This is a genomic window from Pseudomonas benzopyrenica (assembly GCF_036884265.1).
In the GTDB taxonomy this organism is placed as follows: domain Bacteria; phylum Pseudomonadota; class Gammaproteobacteria; order Pseudomonadales; family Pseudomonadaceae; genus Chryseomonas; species Chryseomonas benzopyrenica.
Map to the genome: position 1 here is coordinate 3331342 of NZ_CP145723.1, position 17288 is coordinate 3348629.

The 17288-nt window shown below is 64.8% G+C and carries 17 protein-coding genes; 2 read left to right on the forward strand and 15 right to left on the reverse strand.

Annotation, left to right across the window (positions count from 1 at the left end):
* Nucleotides 1-167: 167 nt before the first annotated feature.
* Nucleotides 168-1091 carry an aspartyl/asparaginyl beta-hydroxylase domain-containing protein gene (locus tag V6W80_RS15750; protein WP_338544779.1) on the forward strand — a complete coding sequence of 308 codons (924 nt, stop codon included), beginning with the start codon at nucleotides 168-170 and terminating at the stop codon, nucleotides 1089-1091.
* 25 nt (nucleotides 1092-1116) lie between these two features.
* Here the strand turns inward: V6W80_RS15750 and V6W80_RS15755 are convergent, their stop codons facing one another.
* The 14 genes from V6W80_RS15755 to flhA form a co-directional block, all read right to left on the reverse strand.
* A complete protein-coding gene (locus tag V6W80_RS15755; RefSeq protein WP_007160356.1) occupies nucleotides 1117-1533 on the reverse strand; it encodes a DUF2802 domain-containing protein in 417 nt (138 codons plus the stop codon).
* Entirely contained in the window at nucleotides 1533-2012 is a 480-nt protein-coding gene (locus tag V6W80_RS15760) for a chemotaxis protein CheW (RefSeq protein ID WP_007160357.1), read from the reverse strand. Before V6W80_RS15760 ends, V6W80_RS15755 begins: the two co-directional genes overlap by 1 nt.
* Before the next feature lie 73 nt (nucleotides 2013-2085).
* A complete protein-coding gene (locus V6W80_RS15765) occupies nucleotides 2086-2991 on the reverse strand; it encodes a chemotaxis protein CheW (protein WP_160923479.1) in 906 nt (301 codons plus the stop codon).
* 57 nt (nucleotides 2992-3048) lie between these two features.
* On the reverse strand, nucleotides 3049-3837 hold the full coding sequence (locus tag V6W80_RS15770; RefSeq protein WP_017642094.1) for a ParA family protein: 789 nt from the start codon (nucleotides 3835-3837) through the stop codon (nucleotides 3049-3051).
* Between the two features lie 35 nt (nucleotides 3838-3872).
* Entirely contained in the window at nucleotides 3873-4736 is an 864-nt protein-coding gene (motD, locus tag V6W80_RS15775) for a flagellar motor protein MotD (RefSeq protein WP_338544780.1), read from the reverse strand.
* Nucleotides 4737-4747: 11 nt separating this feature from the next.
* On the reverse strand, nucleotides 4748-5488 hold the full coding sequence (locus tag V6W80_RS15780) for a flagellar motor protein (protein ID WP_026083965.1): 741 nt from the start codon (nucleotides 5486-5488) through the stop codon (nucleotides 4748-4750).
* Nucleotides 5489-5522: 34 nt separating this feature from the next.
* Entirely contained in the window at nucleotides 5523-6641 is a 1119-nt protein-coding gene (locus tag V6W80_RS15785; RefSeq protein ID WP_017642091.1) for a protein-glutamate methylesterase/protein-glutamine glutaminase, read from the reverse strand.
* Between the two features lie 82 nt (nucleotides 6642-6723).
* Nucleotides 6724-8967 carry a chemotaxis protein CheA gene (locus tag V6W80_RS15790; RefSeq protein ID WP_160923476.1) on the reverse strand — a complete coding sequence of 748 codons (2244 nt, stop codon included), beginning with the start codon at nucleotides 8965-8967 and terminating at the stop codon, nucleotides 6724-6726.
* A 26-nt stretch (nucleotides 8968-8993) separates the two neighbouring features.
* Nucleotides 8994-9782 (reverse strand): protein phosphatase CheZ, encoded by a 789-nt coding sequence (locus V6W80_RS15795; RefSeq protein WP_093254844.1) that lies wholly within the window; start codon nucleotides 9780-9782, stop codon nucleotides 8994-8996.
* 19 nt (nucleotides 9783-9801) lie between these two features.
* On the reverse strand, nucleotides 9802-10176 hold the full coding sequence (locus V6W80_RS15800; protein ID WP_169853335.1) for a chemotaxis response regulator CheY: 375 nt from the start codon (nucleotides 10174-10176) through the stop codon (nucleotides 9802-9804).
* Between the two features lie 87 nt (nucleotides 10177-10263).
* Nucleotides 10264-11004, reverse strand: a complete 741-nt coding sequence (gene fliA, locus V6W80_RS15805) for an RNA polymerase sigma factor FliA (protein ID WP_026083964.1) — start codon at nucleotides 11002-11004, stop codon at nucleotides 10264-10266.
* On the reverse strand, nucleotides 11001-11831 hold the full coding sequence (gene fleN, locus V6W80_RS15810) for a flagellar synthesis regulator FleN (protein WP_017642087.1): 831 nt from the start codon (nucleotides 11829-11831) through the stop codon (nucleotides 11001-11003). The genes fliA and fleN overlap by 4 nt, the downstream gene beginning before the upstream one ends.
* Before the next feature lie 92 nt (nucleotides 11832-11923).
* Nucleotides 11924-13252 (reverse strand): flagellar biosynthesis protein FlhF, encoded by a 1329-nt coding sequence (gene flhF / locus V6W80_RS15815; protein WP_064308323.1) that lies wholly within the window; start codon nucleotides 13250-13252, stop codon nucleotides 11924-11926.
* A gap of 10 nt (nucleotides 13253-13262) precedes the next feature.
* A complete protein-coding gene (gene flhA, locus V6W80_RS15820; RefSeq protein ID WP_231893071.1) occupies nucleotides 13263-15362 on the reverse strand; it encodes a flagellar biosynthesis protein FlhA in 2100 nt (699 codons plus the stop codon).
* Nucleotides 15363-15614: 252 nt separating this feature from the next.
* Between flhA and sodC the strand changes: the two genes are divergently transcribed.
* Nucleotides 15615-16142, forward strand: a complete 528-nt coding sequence (gene sodC / locus V6W80_RS15825; protein WP_017642084.1) for a superoxide dismutase family protein — start codon at nucleotides 15615-15617, stop codon at nucleotides 16140-16142.
* Here sodC and flhB read toward each other — a convergent pair.
* Complete coding sequence (gene flhB / locus V6W80_RS15830) at nucleotides 16135-17283, reverse strand: flagellar biosynthesis protein FlhB (protein ID WP_064308324.1); 1149 nt, start codon at nucleotides 17281-17283, stop codon at nucleotides 16135-16137. The genes sodC and flhB overlap by 8 nt on opposite strands.
* Nucleotides 17284-17288: the final 5 nt, after the last annotated feature.

Consider the following 17288-nt stretch of genomic DNA (forward strand, 5'->3'; position numbering starts at 1 on the left):
TACGACTCGTCTAGATCATCCAAGGGGGCGCGGCTCGGAAGCGGCCGCGCGCCAGGGTGTCCATCCTGCGCAGCCGACGAAGCGAGTGCAAGCCTTTCTCTGGGGTGAAATAATGCAGTCATTACCTATCCGCCCCTGGTTCGGGCGCTGCCGATCACCATTCGCCCATGATTACCTTCGCGATCGTCCTGCTCTTCGTCGCCAGCGTGCTCTTCGTCCATCTTCGCGGACGCGCTCGCCTGCCCTTCCTGCGCCAGCTGGTCAACCACTCCGCGGTGTTCGCGCCCTACAACGCCTTGATGTACCTGTTCTCCAGCGTGCCGTCCAAACCCTACCTGGATCGCAGCCGCTTTCCCGAGCTGGACGTGCTCAAGGACAACTGGCAGGAGATTCGCGTCGAAGCCCTGCGGCTGTTCGACGAGGGCTATATCCGCGCCGCGGAAAAGGACAATGACGCCGGCTTCGGTTCCTTCTTCAAGAAGGGCTGGAAGCGCTTCTACCTGACCTGGTACGGCGAACCGCTGCCCTCCGCCCAGACCCTTTGCCCGCGCACCGTCGAACTGGTGCGGCAGATTCCCAACGTCAAGGGCGCCATGTTCGCCCTGCTGCCGGGCGGCAGCCATCTGAATCCCCATCGCGATCCCTTCGGCGGCTCGCTGCGCTACCACCTGGGTCTGGCCACGCCCAACTCGGACGCCTGCCGCATCTATGTCGACGGCGAGCCCTATGCCTGGCGTGACGGCGAGGACGTGATGTTCGACGAGACCTATGTGCACTGGGTGAAGAACGAGACCGACCAGACCCGGGTCATCCTCTTCTGCGACGTGGAGCGTCCCCTGCGCAATCGTCTGCTGACGCGCGTCAACCAGGCGGTCAGCCGCTTCCTGGGTAGCGCCACGGCGCCGCAGAATGTCGAAGGCGAACGCGTCGGCGGCATCAACCAGGCCTATGCCTTCAGCAAGAGATTCGGGGATCGTATCGGTGGCGGTGTGAAGAAATTCAAGCGGCGCCACCCCAAGGCCTATCGCGTCGCCAAGCCGGTGCTGGCGGTGCTGGTGGTGATCGCGCTCTATTACTGGATCGTCAGCTGAGGCGGCGATCCTGCGGCGGCGGCGGTCAGCCGGAACGCTGCTGGCGCTGCCGATGCAGACGGGCCACCAGCTCGGCTTCGGCCTGGGACAGGCCGCAGGCCTGGGTGAGATCATCAGCGCTGGCGCCCAGTCCAACCAGACGCGCGGCCTGGGAAAACGACAGACTGGTGGGGTCGCTCTGCTCGATCTGGGTCAAACGATCGGGCAAGGGTGCCACCACCTTGGCCAGCCCCTGCACCTGCTCACCCATGCGCACCTGCCCGGCCTGGTAGGTTTCCAGACGCTTGAGCAGGATCTGCATGCGCTTGTCGACCAGGGCCTCCCGCTCGGCCAGCTTGGCCGCCTGCTGCTGCTGGCGTTGCCAGAGCAGCCAGCAGCAGCCACCGAGGCCGGCACAGGCCAGCCCCAAGGCGACGCTGAGCAGGATCAGCCCGACGAGCATCAGATGCTTTCCAGCTCCGACCACTCTTCTTCGGTCATCAGCTTGTCGAGCTCGACCAGGATCAGCAGCTCGCCGTTCTTGTTGCACACGCCCTGGATGAACTTGGCGGATTCGTCATTGCCAACGTTGGGCGCGGTCTCGATCTCCGACTGCCGCAGGTAGACCACCTCGGCCACGCTGTCGACCAGGATACCGACGACCTGCTTGTCGGCCTCGATAATGACGATACGGGTGTTGTCGGTCACTTCGGTGGGCAACAGACCGAAGCGCTGACGGGTGTCGATCACCGTCACCACGTTGCCGCGCAGGTTGATGATGCCCAGCACGTAGCTCGGCGCACCGGGGACCGGAGCGATTTCGGTGTAGCGCAGGACTTCCTGGACCTGCATCACGTTGATGCCATAGGTCTCGTTATCCAGGCGGAAGGTGACCCATTGCAGGACCGGATCTTCGGAACCCTGTGCGGACGTTTTTTTCATGTTCCCTAGCCTCGTCAAATACCGCACGTGCGGCGAAGCGGGCGAACCCGCTGGTTAGTTGCAGCGAGCAGCCCTAGCGACGGCCACCCACCACCTGTTCAGCGAGCGCCGCCACATCCAGCAGCGCACACATCTGATCGATCACCGTACCGGCCAGCCACGGGCGAGTGGCCCGCTGATTCCGCCATTTGACCTCGGCAGGATCCAGCCGTACCGAATGGCTGACGCCATGCACGGCCAGCCCCCAATCCAGGCCTTGCAGCGATATCACGAATTTCAGCCCTTCGCGATAGTCGTCACGATAGCGTTCGGGCATTACCCAACGTGCGGCGTCGAGCACGCGCAGGTTACCAGCCTGGCAGGGTAGCAGGCCCAGAAACCAGTCTGGCTGACCGAACAGCGGCGTCAACTCTTCGGCGGCGAGCGGATAGATGGAGCCCAGGCAGACCAGGGGAGCGGCCAAGGTCAGGCCGGCGACGTCGAACAGCAGGCATTCGAAGGGCTCTTCACCCCACTCGGGTCGACCTTCCAGATATACGGCGCTGGGCGGTACGCCAGCCGCCACTACCGGCTGCACCGCCGGAGTCCCCACGGCAATGCCCTCCACCACCGGACGCACCGGCTCGGCGACTGGCGTCAATTCAGGGACGCGCCAGTCCAGCTCGATGTCGGTTTCCGGCGCCAGCAGCGCCTGGGGCTCAGGCAGCAGCACCTCGGGCGGGGCGATCCCGGCACGGCGGGTGGCCAGCGGCACGACTCGGGGCTGCCGCGCGGCATCCCGTTCGAGCTCCTCACGCACCGCAGCGGCGAATTCGTCTTCGCTCACGCTGACGATCGGCGCGGCCGCAGCCACCACGGGAGCCTCCACTGGGGTGGCCTCGGCGGTGGGCAATTCCAGGAACGCATCCAGCAACAGGGCATCGAGATAGCCCTGGAGGACACGCTGAGGACGATTGTCGAGGGACGTCGGTTGGCTCATGGCGTTCTACGTGGGTGAGTTGTCCAGCCTATCGGCCGGCGGGGTGGAAAACTTGAATCAGGCCACCTGGCTGCTGGGCGCGCCTTCGAGCAGATGCCGCAGCAACGCCCGGTAGGCGATGACGCCGCGGCTGTTGGCCTCGTAGCGCGATGGAACCTGGCCGGAGCGACTGGCATCGCGCAACCGGGTATCGATGGGAATGAAGGCCTGCCACAGCTGGGCCGGATAGGTGTTGCGCAAGACCTTGAGGGTACCGATGGAAGCCTGGGTCCGGCGGTCGAACAGGGTCGGCACTATGGTGTAGGGCAATGCCTGCTTGCGCGAGCGGTTGATCATGGTCAGGGTGTTGACCATGCGTTCGAGCCCCTTGAGCGCGAGGAATTCGGTCTGGGTAGGAATCACCAGATGCTGGCTGGCCGCCAGGGCATTGACCATGAGTACGCCGAGCAGCGGCGGACTGTCGATCAACACATGATCGAAGTCGTTCCACAGCTGCGCCAGGCTCTTGGAGATCACCAGGCCCAGGCCGCTCTGACCCGGCGACTGACGTTCCAGGGTAGCCAGCGCGGTGCTGGACGGCAGCATCGACAGCTGTGGATGGCTGGTGGGCAGCAGTAGCCGCTTCGGCAGGCCTTCCGGCACCTGGCCACCGTGCTGGAACAGGTCGAACGCGCTGTGTTCGAGACTGTCCGGATCCTGACCGAAATAACTGGTCAGGGAACCGTGGGGATCGAGATCCACCAACAGGACGCGCTTGCCCTCATCGCCGAGCAACCCGGCGAGGGCAACGGTGGTGGTGGTCTTGCCCACCCCACCCTTCTGATTGGCGACAGCCCAGACTCTCATGTGCAGACTTCCTCCCGACGACACGACCAGCCGGGTCAAGGTGCCGGCGTAGCGGCCGGCGACGAAGATTTGACAGGCGCCACCCTGGGCGCCGGTTCTCCAGGCGATGCTGCAGATTGTGTGCCAGTCGACGAATTTTGCAAGGTGCTCTGCGGCCGGAACAGGTCGAGATTGCGCGAGATCAGCAGGACGACCCGCCGATTGCGGGCTCGATTGACGTCACTGGTGTTGTCGACCACCGGCTGATAGGCGCCATAGCCCACCACGGCCAAGCGCTGCGGGGCGATGCCATTGCCGATCAGCAGCCGCACGATACTGGCGGCTCGGGCTGCTGACAGTTCCCAATTGGTGGGGTACAGCGCCGTGCTGATGGGGCGGTCGTCCGTGTAGCCCTGTACCTGGATCGGATTCTTGAACGGCGCCAGAATCTTGGCCACCTTCTCCATGAGACCGAAGGCGGGATTGCTCGGCAGGGAATCGCCACTGGCGAAGAGCAGATTGGAGCTAAGCTCGATTTCCAGCCACATTTCACTGGCCTTGATGTTCAGCTGGTCGCCGGCGATGAGATCGCCGAAGGTGGCTCGCACGCTGTCGGCGATCTGCTGCAGCGGATCGCTGGGGGTGCCCTTGGCCGGTTGAGCGGCGCTCGCATCCATCACCGTCGGCGTCACGCCCGCCGGACGCTGGTCGCCGAGGGGGATGGGTTTGAGCGAGCGCTCTGGCTGGCTGAAGATGCCCGAGAGGCTGTCCGAGAGCACCTTGTACTTGCTCTCGTTCAGCGAGGAGATGGAATACATGACCACGAAGAAAGCGAACAGCAGGGTGATGAAGTCGGCGTAGGAGACCAGCCAGCGTTCGTGGTTCTCGTGTTCTTCGGGACGGCGACGACGACGAGGCATGCGGCGTCCTCCTAGTCCAGAAAACCTTGCAACTTCATTTCGATGGAGCGGGGATTCTCGCCCTCGCCAATGGACATCAAACCTTCCAGCAGCATTTCCCGATAGCGGGACTGTTGCTGAGCCAGCGCCTTGAGTTTGTTGCCGACGGGCAGCAACAGCAGGTTGGCGAAGCCGACGCCATAGATGGTGGCGACGAAGGCCACGGCGATGCCGCTGCCCAGTTGCGAGGGATCGGCCAGATTCTGCATGACGTGGATCAGGCCCATTACTGCGCCGATGATGCCCACCGTGGGCGCATAGCCCCCCATGGCCTCGTAGACCTTGGCGGCGGCGATGTCACGGTCTTCCTGGCCGTAGAGGTCCACTTCGAGAATGCTGCGCAGGGCTTCCGGTTCGGTGCCGTCCACCAGCAACTGCAGGCCCTTGGCGGCATAGGGATCGGCTTCGCGGGCGACCAGGGGTTCGAGGCCCAGCAGGCCTTCCTTGCGCGCCACGTTGCTCCAGTTGACCACCTTGCGGATGCCGCCGACGAGGTCTAGCCGTGGCGGCACGAACACCCAGGCCAGCATGGTCAGGGCGCGGCGCAGTACCGGCAGGCGGGTCTGCAGCAGGACGGCGCCCAGGGTGCCGCCGACCACGATCAGCGCGGCCGGTCCATTGGCCAGGGCGGTAAAGGAACCGCCCTCCAGCAGGTTGCCACCCATGATGGCGGTAAAGGCCAGCAGGATGCCGATGAGACTGAGCACGTCCACGCTCAATGCCCTTCCGGCCGGTGAACGTCTGGCGTCACGAACAGGCCTCGGTCAGGTGTCTGCCGATGTCGTCCAGGCCATAGATGGCATCGGCCAGATTGGCCTTGGCGATGGCCATGGGCATGCCGTAGATGACGCAACTGGCTTCGTCCTGGGCCCATACCTGGCTGCCGACCTGCTTGAGCATCCGCGCGCCTTCGCGACCGTCGGCGCCCATGCCGGTCAGGACCACTGCCAGCACCTTGTCGGCATAGGCCTTGGCCGCGGAGCCAAAGGTCACGTCGACGCAAGGCTTGTAGTTGAGGCGCTCGTCGCCGGGCAGGATCTTCACCATCCCGCGACCGTCCACCATCATCTGCTTGCCGCCGGGTGCCAGCAAGGCCAGCCCCGGACGCAACTGGTCGCCATCCTCGGCTTCCTTGACGCTGATGCGGCAGAGCTTGTCCAGACGCTCGGCGAAGGCCTTGGTGAAGGCCGCGGGCATGTGTTGGATCAGCACCAGCGGCGCCGGGAAATTGGCTGGCAGCTGGGTGAGCACCCGCTGCAGGGCCACCGGGCCACCGGTGGAAGTGCCGATCGCCACCAGGCGATAGTGCTTGCGCTTGGGCGGCGGCGAAGCCGGAGCCACGGGCGCATGCGCGGACTGGGCGCCGCTGGGCGCCGCCGGACGTGGTGCCGGGCGGGCAGCAGCAGGCGCGGCCGAGGCACCAGTGGGCACCGCCGGCGCGACGCTGGGGGCCACGGCGAAGCGCCGGTTGGAACGGGCGATATGGTGGATCTTCTCGCACAGCAGCTTTTGCACGCTGGCCGGATTGCGCGAGATGTCCTCGAAATTCTTCGGCAGGTAGTCCACCGCGCCGGCATCCAGGGCATCCAGGGTGACCCGGGCGCCTTCATGGGTGAGCGAGGAGAACATCAGCACCGGGGTCGGGCACTTCTGCATGATGTGGCGGACCGCGGTGATGCCGTCCATCATCGGCATCTCGTAGTCCATGGTGATGACATCGGGTCGCAGCGCCAGGGCCTGATCGACCCCTTCGCGCCCGTTGCTGGCCGTGCCCACCACCGAGATGTTGGGATCGGCCGCCAGGATTTCCTTGAGCCGACGCCGGAAGAAGCCGGAATCGTCCACCACCAGTACTTTTACCGGCATACGTTGAAACTCCTAACCTGGGGCGGCGCAGGCCACCCGATGGCGCCGAGCACGGGCCCGACGCCGCTCGTACCTGGCCGACTCAGAGCCCGCGACGGGCGTAGCGCTTGAGCATGCTGGGCACATCGAGGATGAGCGCGATGCGCCCGTCGCCGGTGATGGTCGCCCCGGACATGCCGGGCGTGCCCTGCAGCATCTTGCCGAGGGGCTTGATGACCACCTCTTCCTGGCCCACCAGCTGATCGACCACGAAGCCGATGCGCTGGGTGCCTACCGAGAGGATCACCACATGCCCTTCCCCCTGCTCGACATGGGCCGCATTGGGCACCAGCCAGCGCTTGAGGTAGAACAGCGGCAGCGCCTTGTCGCGTACCACCACCACTTCCTGGCCGTCCACCACGTTGGTGCGGGACAGGTCGAGGTGGAAGATCTCGTTGACGTTGACCAGCGGGAAGGCGAAGGCCTGGTTGCCCAGCATCACCATCAGCGTCGGCATGATCGCCAGGGTCAGGGGCACCTTGATGACGATCTTGGAGCCCTGGCCCTTGGTCGAGTAGACGTTCAGGGTACCGTTGAGCTGGCTGATCTTGGTCTTGACCACGTCCATGCCCACGCCGCGGCCGGAGATGTCGGAGATCTCAGCCTTGGTGGAGAAACCTGGAGCGAAGATCAAGTTGAAGCACTCGGTCTCGGTCAGACGATCGGCCGCGTCGCGGTCGAGCAGGCCCTTCTCCACTGCCTTGTTGCGCAGCAGATCCGCGTCCATGCCCTTGCCGTCGTCGGAGATCGACAGGAGGATGTGGTCGCCTTCCTGCTCGGCGGAGAGCACCACCCGTCCGGCGCGGGACTTGCCGTTCTCTTCGCGCTCGGCAGGGCCTTCGATGCCGTGGTCGACCGCGTTGCGCACCAGGTGCACCAGCGGATCGGCCAGGGCCTCGACCAGGTTCTTGTCCAGATCGGTTTCTTCGCCCACCAGTTCCAGGTTGATCTCTTTCTTCAGACTGCGCGCCAGATCGCGGACCAGGCGCGGGAAACGGCCGAAGACCTTCTTGATCGGCTGCATCCGGGTCTTCATGACCGAGGTCTGCAGGTCGGCGGTGACCACGTCGAGGTTGGACACGGCCTTGGCCATAGCCTCATCGCCGCTGTTCAGGCCCAGGCGGACCAGGCGGTTACGCACCAGCACCAGTTCACCGACCATGTTCATGATCTCGTCCAGGCGCGCGGTATCGACCCGCACGGTGGTCTCCGCCTCGCTGGTGGGACGCTCGGCAGGCGCTGCCGCCACCGCAGGCTTGGGCGCCGCGGCCTCGGCGACCGGCGTCGGCTTCGGTGCGGGTGCCGGCGCGGGCTGAGGCGCGGCGACGGGCGCCGGCGCTGCCGCAACGGGCGCAGCCACGGACTCAGCGGCTACAGCAGGACCACTGAACTTGCCCTTGCCGTGCAATTCGTCGAGCAGGGATTCGAATTCGTCGTCGGTGATCTCGTCACCACCCGTCGCGGCGGCTGGAGCCGCCGCAGCAGGCGCTGCTACAACCGGTGCCGCGGCCTCGTCCGCGACGAACTTGCCCTTGCCGTGCAATTCGTCGAGCAGGGCCTCGAATTCGTCGTCGGTGATGTCGTCGCCACCAGCCGCAGCCACGGCAGGAGCCGCAGCGACAACCGGCGCGGTGGCCGGTGCCTCGTTGAACTTGCCCTTGCCATGCAACTGATCGAGCAGGGCCTCGAATTCGTCATCGGTGATGTCGTCGCCACTGGCGGCCGCAGGCGTTGCCGCTGCCGCGCTCGGCTCGCTGCCCAGGGCATCGAGCAGATTCTGGAAATCGGCATCGCTCAGCTCCGGCTCGGCGGCCGCCGGGGCGGTCGGCGCGGGCGCTGCGGCCACGACCGGGGTGGCAGTCACGGGCGCAGCCGGGACCGGCGCCGGCTCGCTGCCAGCGGGCTCGGCCAGGCGGGCCAGGGCCGCCAGCAATTCAGGCGAGGCCGGGGTCGGCTCTTCGCGTTCACGGACTTGACCGAACATCTCGTTGACGGAATCCAGTGCCTGCAGCACCACATCCATCAGCTCGGCATCCACGCGGCGTTCGCCCTTGCGCAGGATGTCGAATACGTTTTCCGCGATATGGCAGCACTCGACCAGGGTATGGAGCTGCAGGAAACCGGCACCGCCCTTTACGGTATGGAAGCCACGGAAAATGGCGTTCAGCAGATCCATGTCATCCGGGCGGCTTTCCAGCTCGACCAATTGTTCGGACAACTGTTCGAGAATCTCGCCGGCCTCTACCAGGAAATCCTGGAGGATTTCTTCATCGGCGTCGAAGCTCATTCCTGCACTCCCCAAGAGGGTCTGGGTCAGAAGCCCAGACTGGATAGAAGATCGTCGACGTCGACCTGAGCGGCCACGACGTCTTCACGCTTATCGGCATGAATCTGCGGACCTTCACCCTTCATCGTCTTTTCTTTTCGATTCTGTTCGATCAGCGCGGTGTGATCGTGACTGAAGCCGGTATAGCGATCGACCTGGCTGGCCATCATCACCAGCTTGACGAGGTCTTTCTCGATCTGCCCGACGAGGTTGACCACGCGTTTGATCACCTGACCGGTGAGGTCCTGGTAATCCTGCGCCAGGAGGATGTCGTTGAGCTTGGACGACAGTTGTTCGGCGCTGCTCTCGCTGTGGCTGAGGAAGGCATCGACGCGCTTGGCCAACTCGCGGAATTCGTCCGCGCCCATTTCCCGGCGCATGAACTTCTTCCAGTCGGCATGCACGGCACGGGCTTCGTCACCGAAGTTGCCTACCAGCGGGGCACTCTCCTCCACCAGATCCATGGTCCGGTTGGCGGCGTTCTCGGTCATCTTCACCACGTAGGAGAGACGATCGGTGGCATCGCTGATCTGGGAGACCTCTTCGCCGGCCATGCCGCGCGGATCGATCTCGAAGTTGACGATGGCGTTGTGCAATTCGCGGGTCAGCTTGCCGACTTCCTGGTAGAGCCCCCGGTCACGCAGTTGATTGAGCTCGTTGATGACATGCACGGCCTGGGTGAAATCGCCGCTTTCCAGGCATTTCACCAACTCTTGGGCGTGCTGTTTGAGATTCGACTCGAAGTCGCTGAAGCTGTTGGAGCCAAGCTGATCCATAACGTCCCCGCGGCTTTCTTCAGCCGTTCACCCGCTCGAAGATCTTGTCGATCTTTTCTTTCAGCACCTGGGCGGTGAAAGGCTTGACCACATAGCCGTTCACGCCGGCCTGAGCGGCCTCGATGATCTGCTCGCGCTTGGCTTCGGCGGTCACCATCAGCACCGGCAGGGTTTTCAGCCGCGCGTCGGCGCGGACCTGACGCAGCAGGTCAATGCCGGTCATGCCAGGCATGTTCCAGTCGGTGACGAGAAAATCGAAGTTGCCGCTCTGCAACATCGGCAGTGCGGTGTTGCCGTCGTCTGCTTCGGCGGTATTGGTGAATCCCAGATCGCGCAGCAAATTCTTGATGATGCGTCTCATCGTGGAAAAATCGTCCACGATGAGGATTTTCATGTTCTTGTCCAAGTCGACCTCCGTCCTAATCCGCACACACGCCATGAGGCGCGTCTAAGCAATCGTAGTAGCCTGAGTACCAGCCGGTTAACGCGAACGCCATTCCGCCAGCCGCGCCCGCAGGCGTGCCGCGCATTGACTGTGAAGCTGGCAGACGCGTGACTCGCTCACGCCCAGCACCTCGCCGATTTCCTTGAGGTTGAGTTCCTCGTCGTAATACAGCGAGAGCACCAGACGTTCACGCTCCGGAAGATTGGCGATGGCGTCGGCCAGGGCCTTGCGGAAGCGCTGATCTTCCAGACCGCGACCGGGTTCGAGTTCATGCGAACCGCTCTCCTCGAGCCCATGCTCACCACCCTCCATGAGGTCGTCGAAACTGAACAGGCGACTCCCCATGGTGTCGCCAAGGATGCCGTAGTACTCATCCAGACTCAATTTAAGTTCGGCCGCGACCTCGGAATCTTTAGCGTCGCGACCCGTCCGCGCTTCCACTGCACGAATGGCGTCGGTGACCATGCGCGTGTTGCGATGCACCGAGCGCGGCGCCCAGTCACCCTTGCGCACCTCGTCGAGCATGGCGCCGCGGATGCGGATGCCGGCGTAGGTCTCGAAGCTGGCGCCCTTGCCGGCGTCATATTTGCGTGAGGCCTCCAGCAGCCCAATCATGCCAGCCTGCATCAGGTCTTCGACCTGCACGCTGGCCGGCAGACGCGCCAGGAGGTGGTAGGCGATGCGTTTCACCAACGGCGCATAGCGGTTGATGAGTTGCTCCTGCTGGGTACGTTCCGAGGTTTTGCTGTACATGCGAAGCCCGCTGGATGCTGTCATGCGTGGGTACCGATGGCTGGTTGCACAAGGCGCTCGACAAAGAACTCGAGATGGCCGCGCGGATTGGCAGGCAGCGGCCAGCCATCGACTTTCTGGGCCACCGCACGAAAGGCCAGCGAGGCCTTGGCACGCGGAAAGGCTTCAAACACGGGGCGCTGCTTCTGCACGGCTTTGCGCACCGCCTCATCGAACGGAATGGCGCCCACGTATTGCAGGGCGACATCCAGGAATCTGTCGGTCACCTTGGTCAGCTTAGCAAAGAGATTGCGACCTTCCTGGGGCGTCAGCGCCATGTTCGCCAGAACCCGGAACCGGGTGACGCCATGGTCGCGATTGAGCAGCTTGATCAGGGCGTAGGCGTCGGTGATGGAGGTGGGTTCGTCGCACACCACCACCAGGACTTCCTGGGCGGCGCGAACGAAGCTGACCACCTGATCGCCGATGCCGGCAGCGGTATCGACGATGAGCACGTCGAGGTTCTCGCTAATGTCGCTGAAGGCCTGGATCAGGCCCGCGTGCTGGGCCGGCGTCAGATTGACCATCGCCTGGGTGCCCGAGGCCGCCGGGACGATGCGGATGCCGCCCGGGCCGTGCAGCAGCACGTCGCGCAGCTCGCACTCGCCGGAGATGACGTCGGCCAGGGTGCGCTTGGGCGACAGGCCGAGCAGAACGTCGATGTTGGCAAGGCCCAGGTCGGCGTCGAGCAGCATGACGCGCCGCCCGATATCGGCCAGGGCCAAGGCCAGGTTGACCGACACGTTGGTCTTGCCGACACCGCCTTTACCGCCCGTGACCGCTATGACTTGGACGGGATGCATGCTACCCATTGCCTGATACCTTTGATTGAAATCCGTCACACTTTAGACCAAGTGCATTTGGCGTGCCCAGGCATGCGATGCACCACTACCGTTCGTCTGCGCTAACCGGCGCGGCGGGCATTGCTCTGATACAGGCCGGCCAGCATGCCAGCCATGGTTTCTTCGCTCGGCTCCTCGGGTGCCTGCAGGCTCACGGCGCGGCTTACCAACTGGTGGCTGCGCGCCGGATGCAGGTCGTCCGGGATGCGCGGGCCGTCGGCGATGTAGGCCACCGGCAGGCGCTGGCTGATGGCCAGGCCCAGGGCTTCGCCGAGGCTGGCGGCTTCGTCCAGCTTGGTCAGCACGCAGCCGCTCAGGCCGCAGCGCCGATAGCTGTGGTAGGCCGCCTTGAGCACCTGGCTCTGGCTGGTGACGCCCAGCACCAGGTAGTTGCGAATCTTCAGCTGGCGGTTGGCCAGGGCTTCGAGCTGCGCCTTGAGCGCCGGATCGTTGGCGGGCATGCCCGCGGTGTCGATCAGCACCAGGCGCTTGCGCGCCAGGGGGGCCAGGGCCTGTGCCAGGGACTGGCCCGGATCGACCAGGGTTACCGGTACGTCGAGGATGCGGCCCAGGGTCTTGATCTGCTCCTGGGCACCGATGCGGAAGCTGTCCATGCTGACCAGCGCCAGGCTCTGGGGGCCGTACTTGAGCACGTAATTGGCGGCGAGCTTGGCCAGGGTGGTGGTCTTGCCCATGCCGGCCGGACCGACGAAGGCGACGACACCGCCCTCCTCCAGGATCTTGGCGTCGGTGGTCTTGGCCAGCTGGGCGAAGTTGGCCAGCAGCATGCGCCAGGCATGGCGCGGATCCTGGATCTTGGCCACGCTGTCGAGCAGGTGCCGGGCCAGATCGGCCGGCAGGCCCATGCGCTGCAGGCGACGCCAGAGGCCAGCTTGCTGCGGACGGGTGGACTGCACCTGGGTCCAGGCCATGGAGCCGAGCTGGACTTCCAGCAGTTCACGCAGGCCGCTGAGCTCGCTGCGCATGGCTTCCAGGGCACGCCGGTCTTCCGGCGCGGCACTGGCGGCAGGCGCGGCGGCGGCCGGCTGGGGGGCGCGCGGCGGCGCGATCACCGGCTCGCGACGGCTGTCGGCGGCGCTGATGGCGCCGAGCAACTGCTTGTCCTTCGGCGCGGCCGAGGGGACGCCCGGCGCACGGATACTGAGGTCGGCATGGGCCTGGGCGATCTTCGCATGGGTCTTGCGCAACTCCGCCTGCAGCTCCGCGTTGGGCGCGGCCGGTGCCGGAGCCTGGTAGTCCAGCGCCGCGGTCAGCTCGACCCCGCCGGCGACCCGGCGGTTGCTGAGGATGGCAGCGTCCGGGCCCAGCTCGTCGCGTACCAGCTTCATGGCTTGACGCATATCGGCGGCGAAGAAACGTTTGACTTGCATGATCTAGACCTCAGCCATTCTGGCCAACGGTAGCGACGATGGTGACCTGCTTGTTGTCCGGAATTTCCTGGTAGGCCAGCACACTCATGTTCGGTGCCGCCATCCGGGCGAAGCGGGACATCATCCCGCGGATCGCACCGGCTACCAGCAGCACCACTGGCTTACCCATCATTTCCTGACGCTGCGCCGCCTCGACGAGGGAACGCTGCAGTTTTTCGGCCATGCCAGGTTCGAGGAACATGCCGTCCTCGGCGCCTTGACCGGCCTTCTGCATACTACTTAGCAACATCTGTTCCAACCTTGGCTCAAGGGTGATAACAGGCAGCTCAGGCTCCATTCCTACGATGTTCTGGACGATTGCGCGGGACAGCGCGACGCGCACGGCACCGGCGATGGCGGCGGGATCTTGACTCCGCGGCCCGACATTGGCGATGGCTTCGGCGATGGTACGGATGTCACGGACCGGTACCTGCTCCTGCAACAGCTGCTGGAGGATCTTGAGCAGGGTCGACAGGGAGACGATGCCGGGCACCAGTTCTTCGGCCAGCTTGGGCGAGCTCTTGGCCAGCACCTGCAGCAATTGCTGGACTTCCTCGTGGCCGATCAGCTCGTGGGCGTGCTTGAAGAGCACCTGGTTGAGGTGGGTGGCGACCACGGTACTGGCGTCGACCACGGTGTAACCGAGGGACTGGGCCTGGTCGCGCTGGGTGACGTCGATCCAGACGGCCTCCAGACCGAATGCCGGATCCTTGGCGGCGACGCCATTGAGGGTGCCATAGACCTGGCCGGGGTTGATGGCCAGCTCGCGATCGGGATAGATCTCGGCTTCGGCCACGCTCACCCCCATAAGAGTCAGACGATAGGCGTTGGGCAGCAGGTCCAGGTTGTCGCGGATGTGCACCGAAGGCATGAGGAAACCGAGGTCCTGGGACAGCTTCTTGCGCACGCCCTTGATCCGCGCCAGCAGCTGGCCACCCTGGTTGCGATCGACCATGGGGATCAGGCGGTAGCCGACTTCCAGACCGACCATGTCCACCGGGGTCACGTCGTCCCAGCCCAGCTCCTTGGCCTCGGCCGGGCGCTGCACGGGGGCCAGGTCCTGTTGCTTCTTGGCTTCGACCTCGGCGGTCTGCTTGGCCTGACGCTGGCGCTTGTGGATCAGCCAGGCACCGGCGGCGGCGGCGCCGCCCAGGCCGAGGAACGGCAGGTGCGGCATGCCCGGAACCAGGCCCATGGCGATGATGATGAAGGCTGAGACCGCCAGCGCCTTGGGCGAGGCGAACATCTGACGATTGACCTGCTGGCCCATGTCTTCCGACGAGGACACCCGGGTCACCATGATGGCGGCAGCGACCGACAGCAGCAGCGAGGGAACCTGGGCGACCAGACCGTCACCGATGGTCAGCAGGGCGTAGATGCGCGCCGCTTCGCCGAACGGCAGACCGTGCTGGGCCATGCCGATGGCCATGCCGCCGATGAGGTTGATGAAGAGGATCAGCAGGCCGGCGACGGCGTCACCGCGGACGAACTTGCTGGCACCGTCCATGGAGCCGTAGAAGTCGGCTTCCTGGCCCACTTCGGTCCGGCGCTTCTTGGCTTCGGCCTGGTCGATGATGCCGGCGTTGAGGTCGGCGTCGATGGCCATCTGCTTGCCGGGCATGGCGTCGAGGGTGAAGCGCGCCGACACCTCGGAGATGCGGCCGGCACCCTTGGTCACCACCACGAAGTTGATGATCATGAGGATGGCGAACACCACCGCACCGACCACGTAGTTACCGCCGACCACCACCTCGCCGAAGGCCTGGATGACCTTGCCCGCGGCGTCGTGGCCGTCCTGGCCATGCAGCAGCACCACGCGGCTCGAGGCCACGTTCAGCGCCAGGCGCAGCAGGGTCGAAACCAGCAGAATGGTCGGGAAGACCGCGAAATCCAGCGGCCGTAGGGCATAGACGCTGACGAGCAGGACCACGATCGACAGGGCGATGTTGAAGGTGAACAGCACGTCCAGCAGGAACGGCGGCATCGGCAGGGTCATCATGGCGAGCATCGCCAAGACGGCCAGCGGCACGCCCAGGTTGCCGCGCGCCAGACCACGCATGTTGCCCATCATCAGGGATTTGTCGACTTTCACACCCATTCCTCGCTTGCCGGTGCCGGCGTCACGGAAAGTTGACGCAGCGCACTGTTCGCAGGGGCTTGAGCAAGCTCCGGGCCAACTGCTCAAGACCTTGAATCAGCGAGGTTTTCCCGGGGGTGATACAGGACTGGTTACGGATCGCCTGAGCCGCTGGCTGAACCGCGGGCACAGGCCATGAGTCTGTCTAGGGACCCGCGCTAGCGCGCCTATCCGAGGAACATCACCATGAAAATCTGGACCGCGACGCTGTTGGCCACCTGCCTGGTCGGTACCGCCCAGGCGGCCGAATCCCTGACGATCCCGGTGAACAAGGTCACCACCGACGGTGTAGGCGAAAGCGTCGGCAGCGTGCAGGTGACCCGTTCCAAGTACGGTCTGGTCTTTACCCCCGACCTCAAGGGCCTGGAGCCCGGCATCCACGGCTTCCATGTCCATACCAAGCCCAACTGCGGCGCGGCCGAGGTGAACGGCACCCTGACCGCCGGGGGCGCCGCGGGCGGCCACCTGGATCCACGCAATACCGGCAAGCACAGCGCGCCCTGGTCGGACGACGGTCACCTGGGCGAATTGCCGGCGCTCTATGTGACCGCCGACGGCCAGGCCACCCAGCCGGTACTGGCGCCGCGGCTGAAACGTCTGGAAGAGATCAAGGGGCATGCGTTGATGGTGCATGCCGGTGGCGACAACTACTCCGACCAGCCCAAACCCCTGGGCGGTGGCGGCGCCCGTGTCGCCTGCGGCGTCATCAAGTAGGCGCCTTCCCCTCCTCATCCCGCCGCAAATCTGGCGGGATGGGCAGATCGGACAGCTTGGGCTTGCGCCCGCGCCCCGCACGGAACTGCCGGAGCTGATAGACATAGGCCAGGACCTGAGCCACGGCGACGTAGAGACCGGCCGGGATCTCCTGATCCACCTCGGTTGAGAAATACACCGCCCGCGCCAGTCCCGGCGACTCCAGCAGCGAGACCTGGTGCTCCTGGGCGATCTCGCGGATCTTCAGCGCGGTGAAGTCGCTGCCCTTGGCCACCAGTACGGGCGCCCCGCCCTTGGCCGCGTCGTACTTGAGCGCCACGGCGAAGTGGGTCGGGTTGGTGATGACCACATCGGCATTGGGTACCTCGGCCATCATCCGCCGCTGCGCCATCTCCCGCTGCATCTGGCGGATCTTGCCCTTGACCTCCGGCTTGCCCTCGCTGTCCTTGTACTCGTCCTTGATCTCCTGCTTGGTCATCATCAGCTTCTTGCGATTGCTGAAGATCTGAAAGGGTACGTCCACGGCGGCGATGATCAGCAATCCCAGGGCCAGCAGCAGGGTGGCATGCCCCACCACCTGCATGCTGTGCAGCAGCGCCTGCTCGGTCGGCAGCTTGGCGATCTGCAACAGCGCCGTGCGCTCGCTCATCAGCACCAGTACCGACACGCCGAGGATGATGAAGAACTTGCCCAGGGCCTTGAGCAATTCCACCAGGGAATTCTTGGAAAACATCCGGGCGATGCCGGACATGGGATTCATCCGGCTCGGCTTGGGCGCGAGCATCTTGCCGGAAAACAGGAAGCCGCCCAGGGCGATATGACCGATGATGGCGGCGATCACCACCAGGACGATCATCGGCAGCATCCCGATCATCGCCGCCTTGCCCGAGGCCAGCAGGAAGGTGCCCATGAAGCGCTCGTCCATGACCTCTTCGCGCCGCAGTGAGAAGTTGCTGCGCATCACCTCCAGCAGCTTGCCGCCCAGAAAGGCGCCATACATCAGCAGGCCGCCGACTCCCGAGAGCATGACCGCCACCGTACCGAGTTCGCGTGATCGCGGGAGCTGACCCTCCTCCCGGGAATCACGCTTGCGTTTCTCCGTGGGGTCTTCTGTGCGGTCTTCGCCATCGGATTCAGCCATGTGGC